Origin of the sequence: Burkholderia sp. Bp8998 (genome assembly GCF_003854235.1) — a bacterium.
Taxonomy (GTDB): Bacteria; Pseudomonadota; Gammaproteobacteria; order Burkholderiales; family Burkholderiaceae; genus Burkholderia.
In genome coordinates, this window is the sequence record NZ_QTQF01000013.1 from 34,157 (window position 1) to 47,044 (window position 12,888).

General features: G+C 67.3%; 9 protein-coding genes. 3 read left to right on the forward strand and 6 right to left on the reverse strand.

The genetic code is table 11. The annotated features are described in order from the left end of the window. Positions 1–9: 9 nt before the first annotated feature. From DIE06_RS15085 to DIE06_RS15095, 3 genes are read right to left on the reverse strand one after another with little or no spacing between them, the layout of a single operon-like run. Positions 10–603, reverse strand: coding sequence for a hypothetical protein (locus tag DIE06_RS15085; protein ID WP_124662104.1), 594 nt, complete (start codon positions 601–603; stop codon positions 10–12). Next, positions 600–1,340, reverse strand: a complete 741-nt coding sequence (locus DIE06_RS15090) for a methyl-accepting chemotaxis protein (protein WP_124662105.1) — start codon at positions 1,338–1,340, stop codon at positions 600–602. The genes DIE06_RS15085 and DIE06_RS15090 overlap by 4 nt, the downstream gene beginning before the upstream one ends. Before the next feature lie 2 nt (positions 1,341–1,342). Further along, positions 1,343–3,733: an ATP-binding protein gene (locus tag DIE06_RS15095; protein WP_124662106.1), complete on the reverse strand. Its 2,391-nt coding sequence runs from the start codon at positions 3,731–3,733 to the stop codon at positions 1,343–1,345. 559 nt (positions 3,734–4,292) lie between these two features. On the opposite strand from DIE06_RS15095, the gene DIE06_RS15100 reads away from it, so the two are divergent. Beyond that, on the forward strand, positions 4,293–4,973 hold the full coding sequence (locus tag DIE06_RS15100; protein WP_124662107.1) for an alpha/beta hydrolase: 681 nt from the start codon (positions 4,293–4,295) through the stop codon (positions 4,971–4,973). A gap of 34 nt (positions 4,974–5,007) precedes the next feature. On the opposite strand, the gene DIE06_RS15105 is transcribed toward DIE06_RS15100, so the two are convergent. Beyond that, positions 5,008–6,507 (reverse strand): amino acid permease, encoded by a 1,500-nt coding sequence (locus tag DIE06_RS15105; protein WP_124662108.1) that lies wholly within the window; start codon positions 6,505–6,507, stop codon positions 5,008–5,010. A gap of 103 nt (positions 6,508–6,610) precedes the next feature. After that, a complete protein-coding gene (gene aspA / locus DIE06_RS15110) occupies positions 6,611–8,017 on the reverse strand; it encodes an aspartate ammonia-lyase (RefSeq protein ID WP_124662109.1) in 1,407 nt (468 codons plus the stop codon). Between the two features lie 155 nt (positions 8,018–8,172). Here aspA and DIE06_RS15115 point away from each other — a divergent pair, with 155 nt between their 5' ends. Then, positions 8,173–9,147, forward strand: a complete 975-nt coding sequence (locus DIE06_RS15115; protein ID WP_124662110.1) for a LysR family transcriptional regulator — start codon at positions 8,173–8,175, stop codon at positions 9,145–9,147. A 95-nt stretch (positions 9,148–9,242) separates the two neighbouring features. Here the strand turns inward: DIE06_RS15115 and DIE06_RS15120 are convergent, their stop codons facing one another. Further along, positions 9,243–10,304, reverse strand: a complete 1,062-nt coding sequence (locus DIE06_RS15120) for an asparaginase (RefSeq protein ID WP_124662111.1) — start codon at positions 10,302–10,304, stop codon at positions 9,243–9,245. Between the two features lie 323 nt (positions 10,305–10,627). Between DIE06_RS15120 and DIE06_RS15125 the strand changes: the two genes are divergently transcribed. Beyond that, complete coding sequence (locus tag DIE06_RS15125) at positions 10,628–12,865, forward strand: TonB-dependent siderophore receptor (RefSeq protein WP_124662112.1); 2,238 nt, start codon at positions 10,628–10,630, stop codon at positions 12,863–12,865. The last annotated feature ends 23 nt before the right edge of the window (positions 12,866–12,888 follow it).

The following is a 12,888-nucleotide window of genomic DNA, read 5'->3' on the forward strand; positions in this document are numbered from 1 at the left end:
CGGAATCGGTCAAAACAGTTCGAGCTCGCCGCCCGTGTCCACGCTCGCCGCTTCCGGCACGTGGAAATCGACCGGCGCGTTCGCGCACACGCACAGCGTCGCGCCGATCCGCACGTCGCCGTCGAGCGTCACGTCATACGCGGCCACGTGGTCGGGGTTCAGCGCAGGGAGATAATCGACGCTCGCGCCGCTCAGCAGGTACGGCGTCGACATCCCGAGATCGGGGAACGGCACGGTCAGCGCCTGGTTGATCGCGCCGCAGCACAGGTTCGCGACCTCCATGAACGCTTCGGGCAGCGGCCGCTGCGCGCTCGCGCCGGGTGACGCCGCCGCGAAATGACGGCGCGTCGGATCGTCGTCGCGAAAGCGCAGCGCGAGCAGCAGCCGGAAATGCAATGCCGAGATCGTCAGCACCGCGACGTGCTCGGGCACCTTCGGCGTCGCGCGCGACTTGATGCGTGACGGGTCGTGCAACGCGCCGTGCGCATCATGTGCGTCGTCGGCAGCCGCCCGGATCTCGCACGCGCCGCCGGACGCGAGCCGCGTGCGCGCCGCATCGAAGAAGATCCGCTCGAACCCGGCCCGGGCCTGCGCACTGATCACGCCGCCGCTCCTTCGAGCCGCGCATGCAGCTGCGCGGCGAGCGTCTCGACCGTCGCGAGCGCGGCCGTGATCATCTTGCCGCCGGCCTGGATGTCCTGGAACGTCGCGGCCGTCACGAGATCGTTGCGGTTCAGGCTGTCGCGATAGCTGTTCGACAGTTGCTGCGAGCGCGCGGCGAGCCCGCGCACCTCGCTCGCGACGATCGAGAAGCCGCGCCCCGCGGAGCCCGCGCGCGCGGCCTCGATCGACGCATTCAGCGACACGATCGACACGTGCGCGACGATCGCCGACAGCTCCTGGTTCTTCGTGCGCATGTCCTGGTTCTGCGTGGTCAGCGAGATCATCTGCTCGTGCCAGCGCTCGAACGTGCCGGCCAGCCCGCGCAACCGCGCGGCCTCGTCGGCGAGCTTCGTCGCCTGCTGCGACAGTGCGGCGCGCTCGGCCGCGAGCGCCTGCAGCGCGTCGCGCTGCTTGCCGGTGCCGGCCGTCTCGCGCGCCAGCGTTTCCTCGAGCTCCGTTGCGCGGCGCGCCCACGCCTGTGCGGCTTCCGCATGCGCCGCCGCGGCTTCCTCGGCTCGCGCATCGGCCGCGCCGAGCGCATCGCGCAACGCATCCGCTTCGCGCGTCAGCGCGGCAACGAGCCGCGCGCGCGTGACGCGATACACGATCGCGGCGAGCGCCGCGACCACCAGGCCGCCCGCCAGCGCGGCCCCGATCGGGATCATCCACGCTTGCACGATCACTCCGCCACGTCGACGTTCGCGATGCCGACGCGCGCCTGCTGCCCGGCGTCGTGGGCCGCACCGTCCGCCGCGAAACGCGCCGGCAGCGACACGATCGTCTCGAACGCGCGATACGACGCGCCGACGCGATCGTCGGTGAAGCGCAGCGCGATGTCGCCGCCGTCGCGCTTCAGGAAGTTGCGCACCGCGTCCATCCCGACGCCGCGCCCCGACACTTCCGTCACCGCGCGCGCGGTCGAGAAGCCCGGGCGGAAGATCAGTTCGGCCACCGCTTCGTCGGTCAGCGCGGCGTCGTTGCCGGCGTCGATCCAGCCGCGCTCGCGCGCGATCCCGCGAATCCGGTCGAGCGCGAGGCCGCGGCCGTCGTCGCCCAGCACGAAGCGCAGTGCATCGTCCTCGACGTCGACCGCGATGTCGATCTTGCCTGCAGGCGCCTTGCCGGCCGCGCGACGTTCGTCGGACGTTTCGATCCCGTGGTCGATCGCGTTGCGCAGCAGGTGCATGAACACGTTCTTCAGCGTCGCGCCGATCTCGCTGCGCACGCGATGGCCGTTGCTGTCGATATGCACGACAGGCGCGGGCTTGCCGAGTTCGGCCGCGAGCGACGGCAGCGACTCGATCACGCCGCCCAGCGCATCGCCGATGCCCTGCGTGCCGAACTGGCTCAGCAGGCGGCGCACCGAATCACGCGCCGCGTGCCAGTCGCCCGCGTTCGCCGGATCGGCGCCGTCGAGCATGCGCAGGCTCTCGCTGATGTGCGCGCGCTCGACCATCAGGTAGTCGGCGCCGCCGTGCTGTGCCGCTTCGCCATGGCGGCCGAGCGTGACCGCGTTGATCGTCGCGTAATGGTCGACCGCCTCGCGCACGCGGATCAGGTCGTCCATCAGCGCATCGCGGTTCCACTCGGGGCCGCCGTCCGTGCGGCGCAGCGATTCGTACGCCTGCTCCGCTTCGTGCACGATGTTGGTCAGGTGCTGCAGGCTGTACGTGCGCGCATTGCCCTTGATCGTATGCATGTTGCGGAACAGCGCCGCGACGATCGAGTGATCCGCCCGTTCGTGCTGGCGGATCATCCGCTCGTTCTCGCTGAGGAAACCCTTCGCGCTGTGCACGAAGTCGTGGAACTTGTCCTGGCTGATCGACAGGATCTCGCCGATCATCTCGAGGCGGCGCTGCTGCTCGCCGGCCTGCGCGGTCAGCTCGCGGATCTCGGTCACGTCGCGCACGCACAGCATCAGCCGCACGACCGTGTCGGTCTCGTCGGTGATCGCCGACCAGCTCAGGTCGAGCCATTTCTCGCGGCCGTCCGGCATCCGCTTCGCGACTTCGTTGACAAGCAGGTGCTCGTTGAACGCGAAGTTCATGCTGTCCTCGCCAAGGCACGCATGCACGGCCGCGTCGACCTGCGAACGCGCGTCGGAACCGATGCTCGAATCGTCGAACACGAGCGCCATCAGGTCGCGGCCGGCGATATCGCTCGTCTCGAAGATGGTCTCGAGGTAAGCCGAATACTCCGCATGCACGACACCGCCTTCGACGACCGTCAGGATCCCTTGCTGCATGTTCTGCAGCATCGCCTGGATGTCGGCCGTCTTCTGCTTCAGTTGCGCGGCGTTCTCCTGGATCTTCTCGATCATCCCGTTGAACGCGACGATCGAATGGCCGATCTCGTCCATCCGGCCCACCGGCACGCGGCGCGTGAAGTCCTGGCTGGTCGCGATCTCGCTCATCGCCGTCTGCATCCCGATCAGCGGGCGCGTGATCTGGCGGTACAGCACGAAGCCGAGCGCGGTCAGCAGCACGACGACCGTGCCCGCCACCCCCGCGATCGCGGTGGCCGTCGTCGCGAGCATGCCGTTCAGCGCGCGGATCGCGTCGTCCTTCTGGCGGTTCTTCTCGACGCGCAGCGTGTCGACGATGCTCTCGAGTTCGTCGCGATACTGCGCGACGTTCGCGAACAGGTTCGCCTGCGCCATCTCGGGCTTGCCGTCGGCCTTCATCTTCACGGTGTCGTCGATCGCGGCGAAGTAGTTCGCGGCGCTGTCCTTCGCCTGCGCGACGAGGCCTTGCTGCGCCTGCCCGACCGCCGATCCGGCCTGCGCGTCGAGCGCGGCGCGCAGTGCGACCTGTTTCGCCTTCAACTCGTCGCGCGCCTGCGCGGCGGTGTTCGCGTCGGGCGCGTACACCAGCGTCATCGTCGCGATCTGGATGTTCTTCACGTCGGCGACGAGATCCGCCGACGCGAGCGCGCTCGGCACGATTCCCTGGGTAACCTGACGCACCTCGGACGCGCTCTTGCGCGTCTGGTACACGGCGTACACGCCGATCGCGGACAGCGCGAAAAACGTCAGGACGACTAGCAGCGTAATGCGATGACGGATGGTCATGAGTACAGCTCCCCGCAGCGATCCGGCTTCGATCGCCCCTTGGCCTATTGAAAGAATGTGAGCGGCGAATTATCGGGGATGGTGTATGACGGTCCGATGACTGAAAGTCAATCGGGCGTTGAGAAAATCGCAATGGTTAATTCAACGAGAAAACCCTAAAGTTTTTCTCGAACCGGCCGTTAACATCCGGCCTGGGCGGCCCGCCGGGGTTGCCCGGCAGCCTGCGATAACCGAATCCGGAGATTCATTCTTTTAATCATGATCCGGCCATTCAATTCGGTCGAATATCGGTAAAACGTTTGCGCATTATCTGCGAATTGACCCGGTTATGCAGCCTTTTGCATGAGAGCAGCCGAATCGATGTGAGGGCGAGATGGATGGCACGATGAAGCAGGTGACAGAGCAGCCTGCGCGGCAACGCCGAGCGATCCGGAGCGGAAAATGTCTCGCCAGTTGGCCAATTCATTCCCACTAGGAAACAATCAATCGCCATCCGGCGATTCACCTCCCCGCCCGCGCGCTCTAGACTGTCGGATCATTCCCCCACCGGACCCTTGCAATGACCGACGTCCTGCCGCTGACCACCGACTCCGAATCCGGCCTCCAGTACCGGCTGCGCCCGGCCGCCGGCCGCCCCTTGGGCCGCCTGTTGCTGCTGCACGGCGTCGGCGGCAACGAAACCAACCTGCTGAACCTGGCCGGCACGATCGATCCGCGCATCGAAATCGCGTTCGTGCGCGGCCCGCTGACGTTCGGCCCCGGCCAGCACGCATGGTTTCCGGTGCGCTTCGGCCCGAACGGCCCTGAAATCGATGCGGCCCGCGCGGATGCGAGCCGCGTGCAGCTGATTGCGCTGCTGCGTGCGTTGCGCGCCCGGGATGATGCAAACGAAAGCCCCACCGTGATCGCCGGTTTCAGCCAGGGCGGCATCATGAGCGCGAGCGTCGGCCTCACCTCACCGGCCGACGTCGCCGCATTTGCGGTGCTGTGCGGGCGCATCCTGCCGGAGATCGATCCGCTGATCGCGTCGCGCGATGCATTGCGCCCGCTGCACGCGCTGGTGATGCACGGCCGCTTCGACGACAAGCTGCCGGTCGCATGGGCGAACACGGCCGACGCGAAGCTGACGGCGCTCGGCGTCGCGCACGACACGCGGCTCTACGACGCCGGCCACGAACTCACGGCGGAGATGGCCGGCGACTTCAGCCGCTGGGTCGGTGCACGCGCCGGGTTGAACTGAGCGCGCCGGGCGGTCGACCCGCCCGTGCGTGTCGTCAGACGTTGCTCGCCGGATCGGCGACCATCGGCGCGGCGGCCGTAGCAGCCGCCTCTCGCGCGGCACCGCGCTTCGCGAGCTTCCAGCCGACCACCAGCGCGAGCACGACGAACGGAATCATCGCGACGGTCCACGTGCCGCCCGGGTAATCGAACGCCATCAGCACCAGCACGCTGACGAGGAACCCGAGCGTGAGCCACGACGTGAACGGCGCGCCGGGCATCCGGAACGACACGGGGCTCAGCTCGCCGCGATTGACCGCGCGGCGGAACAGGATCTGGCACATCACGATGAAGCCCCAGGTCGAGATGATCCCGAGCGATGCCATGTTCAGCACGATCTCGAACGCCTGGGACGGCACGATGTAGTTCAGCGGCACGCCGATCGCATTGATCGCGACCGTGACGAGGATCCCGCCGTACGGCACGCCGCGCGCATTCATCCGCGACACGAAGCGCGGCGCCGAGCCGCCCATCGCGAGCGAGCGCAGCACGCGCCCGGTCGAATAGAGGCCGGAATTCAGGCTCGACAGCGCGGCGGTCAGCACCACGATGTTCATCACCGTGCCGACGTACGGCACGCCGAGCTTGCTGAAGAACGTCACGAACGGGCTTTCGTGCGCGCTGTACGCGGTCCACGGCAGCAGCATGGTCAGCAGCACGACCGAGCCGACGTAGAACAGCGCGATGCGCCACATCACGCTGTTGATCGCCTTCGGCAGCACCTTGCGCGCATCGGCGGTCTCGCCCGCCGCGACGCCGACGAGCTCGATGCTCGCATACGCGAACACGACGCCCTGCACGATCAGCACCGCCGGCAGGATGCCGTGCGGGAAGATCCCGCCGTGATCCGCGATCAGGTGCAGCCCCGTCATCTGCCCGGCGACCGGATGGCCGCTCGCGAGAAACACGGCGCCGACCGCGAGGAACAGTGCGAGCGTCCCCACCTTGACGATCGAGAACCAGAACTCCATCTCGCCGAACACCTTCACGCCGATCATGTTCATCACCGACACGATCCCGAGCGCGCCGAGCGCGAACACCCATTGCGGCACGTCGGTGAACACGGCCCAGTACTTCATGTAGATCGCGACCGCGGTGATGTCGACGATGCCGGTGGTCGCCCAGTTCAGGTAGTACATCCAGCCCGCGACGAACGACGCGCGCTCGCCCATGAACTCGCGTGCGTACGACACGAACGAGCCGCTGGTCGGCCGGTGCATCACGAGCTCGCCGAGCGCGCGCATGATGAGGAACGCGAATACGCCGCACACGAGATACACGACCGCCAGCGCGGGCCCCGCGCTCTGCAGGCGGCCGCCCGCGCCGAGAAAGAGGCCGGTGCCGATCGCACCGCCCATCGCGATCATCTGCACGTGTCGCGGCTTCAACTTTTTCTCATAGCCGGATTCGTGCGACGCGAACATCGCATCTCGGTCGGCATGACGGGGATTCGCGCCGCCGGCCGTCTCGGCCGGGCGCTCGCTGGCGTGCTTCATGGTATGTCTCCGTTTCTTGATGTGTGGCGCCCGTCGACGGGGCGCTGCGGGAACGGTCGCGCACGGGCCGCCGGCGGCATGCGCCGGCGCCGTGCGGCCGGAATCAGTACGCGCGCGGACTGATCAGCGCTTCGGGCCGCAACGCTTCATCCAGTTGCGCGTCGGTCATCAGCTGGTGATCCAGCACGACCTCGCGGATCGACTTGCCGCTCTCGTGTGCCTCGGCGGCCACGGCGGTCGCGCGCTTGTAGCCGATGTACGGGTTCAGCGCGGTTGCCAGCGCGACCGACCGCTCCATCGTTTCGCGCAACCGCTCGGGGTTCGCGGTGATTCCGCTCACGCAGCGGTCCGCGAGCGTCGTGCAGGCGGCCGTCAGGTGGCTGAAGCTGCGGAACAGCGCGCTCGCGATCACCGGCTCGAACGCGTTGAGCTGAAGCTGGCCGGCCTCGGCGGCGAAGGTCACCGTCAGGTCGTTGCCGAACACTTCGAACGCGACCTGGTTCACGACTTCCGGAATCACCGGGTTCACCTTGCCCGGCATGATCGACGAGCCGGCCTGCACCGGTGGCAGGTTGATCTCGCCGAAGCCCGCGCGCGGGCCGCTCGACAGCAGCCGCAGGTCGTTGCAGATCTTCGACAGCTTGACCGCGATCCGCTTCAGCACGCCGGAGATCTGCACGAACGCGCCGCAGTCCTGCGTCGCTTCGATCAGGTTCGGTGCGGTGCTCAGGTCCAGGCCGGTGATGCCCCGCAGCGCGGCCAGCGCCTTCTCCGCGTACTGCGGATGCGCGGTGATGCCGGTGCCGATCGCGGTCGCGCCGAGATTGATCTCGCGCATCAGCAAGCCGGCTTCCTGCAGGCGCGCGATGTCTTCCGTCACCATCACCGCGTAGGTCGAGAACTCCTGGCCGAGCGTCATCGGCACGGCGTCCTGCAGCTGCGTGCGGCCGAGCTTCAGCAGGCCCGAGAACGCGTCGGCCTTCTCCGCGAACGCATCGCGCAAGCGTGCCATCGCCTCGAGCAGATGCTCGACCGCGAAGCAGGTCGCGATCCGGATCGCGGTCGGATAGACGTCGTTCGTGCTCTGCGCGAGATTGACGTGCTCGTTGGGATGCAGGTATTCATACTGCCCGCGTGCATGCCCCATGATTTCGAGCGCGCGGTTGCAGATCACCTCGTTGGCGTTCATGTTGGTCGACGTGCCGGCCCCGCCCTGGATGATGTCGACCACGAACTGGTCGTGCAGGCGGCCTTCGCGGATCTCGACGCACGCGGCAGCGATCGCGTCGCGATACGCGGCCGGCAGCAGCCCGAGCTCGCAGTTCGCATCGGCCGCGGCTTCCTTCACGGCCGCGAGCGCCATGACGAGGTAAGGCAGCGACGCGATCGTGCGCCCCGAAATGTCGAAGTTCTCCTTCGCGCGCAGCGTATGGACGCCGTAGTACGCCGATTCCGGAATGCTTCGTTTCCCTAAGAGATCCGCTTCGACGCGGAAGCCGTTTTCCGTCATGGTGCCCCTCCTGAAATGTCTCGCGCCGCTGCGGGAAACCGGCTGCGTTCACCGCTTCCCGATACGACGGGATCGCATTCTATGCCTTTGCATAAAGAAGCTCGCTTCTGTATTATCGAAAGCGGTTTTGCGTGGAATGCAACAGCGAGAGACGAATGAAAACAACGGCGAGAGACACCGGCATCGATCACCTCGGCGCGATGCGCGCGTTCGTGCGGGTCGTCGAAATGGGGAGCTTTTCCGCGGTCGCGAAGGAGATGCACGTGTCGACGTCCACCGTCGCGCGCAAGGTCACGGCGATCGAGGACGCGCTCGGCGTCGCGCTGCTGCATCGCTCGACGCATAGCGTGACGCTGACCGAGGCCGGCCACATCTACCTGGAACGCGCGGTCACGCTGATCGCCGATCTCGACGACACGCTGCGCGTCGTCGCCGAGCTCAATTCGCAGCCGAGCGGCCCGCTGAAGCTCACCGCGCCGGTCGCGTTCGGCCGCCGTCACCTCGCGCCGCTGATCGCACCGTTTCTCGCGCGCTACCCGACGATCCAGCTCGACGTGCGGCTCACCGACAACCACAACGACCTCGTCGCTGGCGGCTTCGACCTCGACATTCACGAGGGCGAGAACTATCTGGACAACCTCGTCGTCCACCGGCTGTCGCGCAACGACAGCATCCTGTGCGCGACACCCGGCTATCTCGACCGCTGCGGGCGCCCCGCGACGCCGGACGACCTTCTGCATCACAACTGCCTGCGCTACGTGCACCCCGAAGGCGATCCGCGTTGGGAACTCGTCCGCGGCGACGCGCGGCACAGCGTGCTGCCGGCCGGCAACCTGGTCACCGATCATTCGGAGCTGCTGCTCGACGCGACCTGCGCGGGGCTCGGCATCGCCGAATTCGAGATCTGGCTGGTGCGCGACCTGCTCGCGAGCGGCCGGCTCGAAGCCGTGCTGCCTCGCTATCGGCTGCAGAACAAGCTCACGGGCGACTACATCTACATCGCGTATCTGGCGAACCGGCGCAGCTCGGCGAAGCTGCGCGTGCTGAAAGACTTCCTCGCGGAACATCTCGCGCACATCGGCGAGTTGTCGGAAGTCGAGCTGGCGAAGCTGCGCGACGCGGGCGCGTAGCGACTGCGGCCGCGCGGGTCGCCTGGCCAGCGCCGATGCCGCACGCCGCACGCCGCACGCACCTTCAGCACGCGGCATCGACGCGCTGACGCCCTTCAGGCCCGCTGCAATTCGAACGGGAACGTCGCGTGCCCGATCTCGATACCCTGCGTGTTCAGCATCTTCGGCCGGTGGAACGCGGCGAGCCGCGCGCGCTGCGCGTCCGTGCCGATCTGCAGCCGTTCGAGCAGTTCGCTGACCATCATGTACAGCACGTCGATGTTGCCGTCCTCGATCTTCACCGAGATGCCGAGCGCGCCGTCGGCGCCGAGTGCGCGCGTGCGCGCCGATGCGCGGACGCCGATGCCGTAGCACGCATCCGCGCCGAGCTTGCCGACGACCTGCCCTTCGAACGCGTCCATCAGCACCGTGCAGTAGCGCCCTTCTCCGGCGACCAGTTCCGGATGGGCCGTCATCGCATGATGAATGCGCGCTAACGCGCGCACGCGATCGGTCGTCGCGGCGCCGGCTTCCACCGTATCCGCGCCGTCGGCCACCGATGCGTAAAGACGCGCGAGGCGGTCGAGCGGAAACGCCGGCGTCGGCAGGTTGCAGCCGTCGATCGCCCAGTCGACCTCGTCGTCGCGCAGGCCGCATGCATCGGCGACCACATGCTTGACGCGCACCTGCATCGGATGCTCGGGCAGATGATAGTCGGCGATCGCGGCGCCGATCGATCGCGCGCCGGCCAGCATCCCGACATGCTTGCCCGAACAGTTGCTGCAGACACCGGTCGGCGTGTAGTCGCGCTTGATCCACGACCGGTACACCGCGTCCGACAGCGGCGCATGGCCGCCGCAACGCAAATCCGACTCCTGCGCATCGACCTTCGCCAGCATCGCCCGCGTGCGCGCGATGTGCCGCTCCTCGCTGCTGTGCGACGCGCACATCAGCGCGATGTCCGCGTCGTCGAAACCGAACCGCTCGGGCGCGCCCGTCTCGATCACGGACAGCGCCTGGGCCGGCTTCGCCGCCGAGCGCGCGAGCGTCATCCGGAACGGATCGCCGAGCCGGAACAGCAGCTTGCCGCCGGCATCCACCACCGCCACGTCGGCGACGTGCGTGTTCTCGATCGCCTTGCCGCGGTACGTGACGACCGCTGCGCGTTGGGTGTCCATCTGTCCTGTCTCCTTCGTCGGGGCCTGATCGCCGGGGCCCGTGCAACCGGTACGGCAGTGTATCGAGTCGCCGTCGGGCCGCGCCGGTCGGCCGGTGGAAAGCGGTATTGCGTCGGATGCAAAGCCGTCGCATTGGACACGAAAACGCGACCGGTTTCGTACAACAACCCTGCGATCGTTTACTTATCTCGTAATAATTCGTAGAATTGCGACCGCTAACGCGAATCATACGCATTTACATTGACGTTTACCGATGCCATGGGCCTGCCCGCCGGCATCGTGACGACGCATCCGTTTCACCGATACTTCCGCCGCCTCTCGCCATGCCCGCCCAGTTCAAGACGAGGCCCCGTGCCCTCGTGTCGGCGCTGACCTGCTCCGTTTTCCTGACGCCGCTGCTCGCCTCCGCCGAAACCGCTCCTGCTTCCGCCCCCGCTGCCGGGCAGCCGGCCGCCGCCGAACCGTCGGCGACGCTGCCGACGATCGCGGTCCAGTCGTCCGCGCTGTCGGACATGCAGGTGAAGCGCTCGCCGTCGTACAAGTTCACCGCGCCGCTGCTCGACACGCCGCGCTCGGTCACGGTGCTCCCCGCGCAACTGATCAAGGAGAAGAACGTCACGTCGTTCGCGGACGCGCTGCGCTCGGTGCCGGGCATCACGTTCCTCGGCGGCGACGCGGCCGCGAACCCGTCGGCCGACCGCCCGGTGATCCGCGGCTTCGAATCGCGCAACGCGATCTTCGTCGACGGGATGCGCGACTCCGGGCTGCAGAACCGCGAGACGTTCGCGGTCGAGCAGATCAGCGTGATCAAGGGCCCCGACTCCGTGTACGCGGGCCGCGGCTCGGTGGGCGGCAGCATCGACATCGTCACGAAGACGCCGCAGAACGACGACTTCATCAACAGCAGCATCGGCTTCGGCACCGACGGCTACAAGCGCGCGACGGTCGACGCGAACCGCAGGATCAACGACACCACAGCCGTGCGGCTGAACGTGATGGGTCACGACGCGAACCAGGCCGGCCGCAACGACGTCTACAACAAGCGCTGGGGCGTCGCGCCGTCGATCGTGTTCGGGCTGAACACGCCGACCACGGTCACGGTCAGCTACTACCATATGAACGCGTATGACATGCCGGACTTCAGCGTGCCGTTCCGCGCGTCCGGCGGCACGCCGGTGCCGACCGATCGCGGGCAGTTCTTCGGGCTGAACACCCGCGACTATCGCTACGGGCAGACCGACACCGGCGAAGTGCGCATCGAGCACACGATCAACGATGCGTGGAAGCTGAAGAACACGACGATGTTCGGGCGCTCGACGCTCGACTACGTCGCGACCAATCCGCAGATCCTCGCGTCGAACCCGAACATGCTCGGGCTGCAGGCGAAGAGCGGCAAGTACGCGCTCAACGGCTTCTCGAACCAGACCGAAGTGACCGGCAGCGCGAGCCTGTTCGGGATGAAGCACACGATGACGGCCGGCGTCGAGTTCAGCCACGAGCAATCGCGCTACGAGGGCTATCTCGTGTCGGATGCCGCCGGCAACAACATCCGCTCGAACAGCCCGTGCGCGGTGGCCGGCAACTGCACACCGCTTGCCGGCGGCTGGAACCCGAACATGCCGTGGACCGGCAACATCGTGCTGAACGGCGATAAAAGCTTCCCCGGCCCGACGACGAACACGCGCACCGACACGGTGTCCGCATACCTCTTCGACACGGTCAGGCTGTCCGAGCGCTGGCAGTTCAACACCGGGCTGCGCTTCGACCGCTACGACACGACCGGCAAGCAGGCCGGCGTCGCCGACCTGTCGAACACGTCGAACCTGTTCAGCTACCAGTTCGGCCTCGTCTTCAAGCCGGTGACGAACGTGAGCCTGTACGCGTCGTACGGCACGTCGTCGAACCCGCCGGGCTCGAACGCGGGCCTGGGCGGCGGCACCGACCAGATCACCGCGACGAACCAGGACCTCGCGCCCGAGCGCTCGCGCAACATCGAGATCGGCGCGAAATGGGACGTGCTGCAGGATCAGCTGTCGCTGACCTCGGCGCTGTTCCAGACCGAAAAGACCAATGCGCGTGTCAGCGACGGGCTCGGTCACACCGTCAACGCGGGCAAGCAGCGCGTGCGCGGCGTCGAGCTCGGCTTCGCGGGCAACCTGACGCGGAAGTGGCACGTGTTCGGCGGCTACTCGTACCTGAACGCGATCACGACCGACGCGGGCCCCGGCAGCCCGGGCGCATCGGGCCTGCCGATGGTGATGGTGCCGAAGCACAACTTCACGCTGTGGACGAGCTACGACGTGATTCCGACGCTCACGCTCGGCGCGGGCGCGACGGTCATGAGCCAGACCTATGCATCGGTGTCGGCGACGACGAAGAAATGGACGCCCGGCTACGCACGCTTCGACGCGGCCGCGACGTGGCGCGTGAACAAGACGATGGACGTTCAGCTGAACGTGCAGAACCTGTTCGACAAGCAGTATTACGCGAGCGCGTATCCGATCTACGCGACGTGGGCGCCGGGCCGCTCGGCGATGGTCACGCTCAACTTCTATCAGTAAGCCCGCGGCAGTGCGGCGGGCAC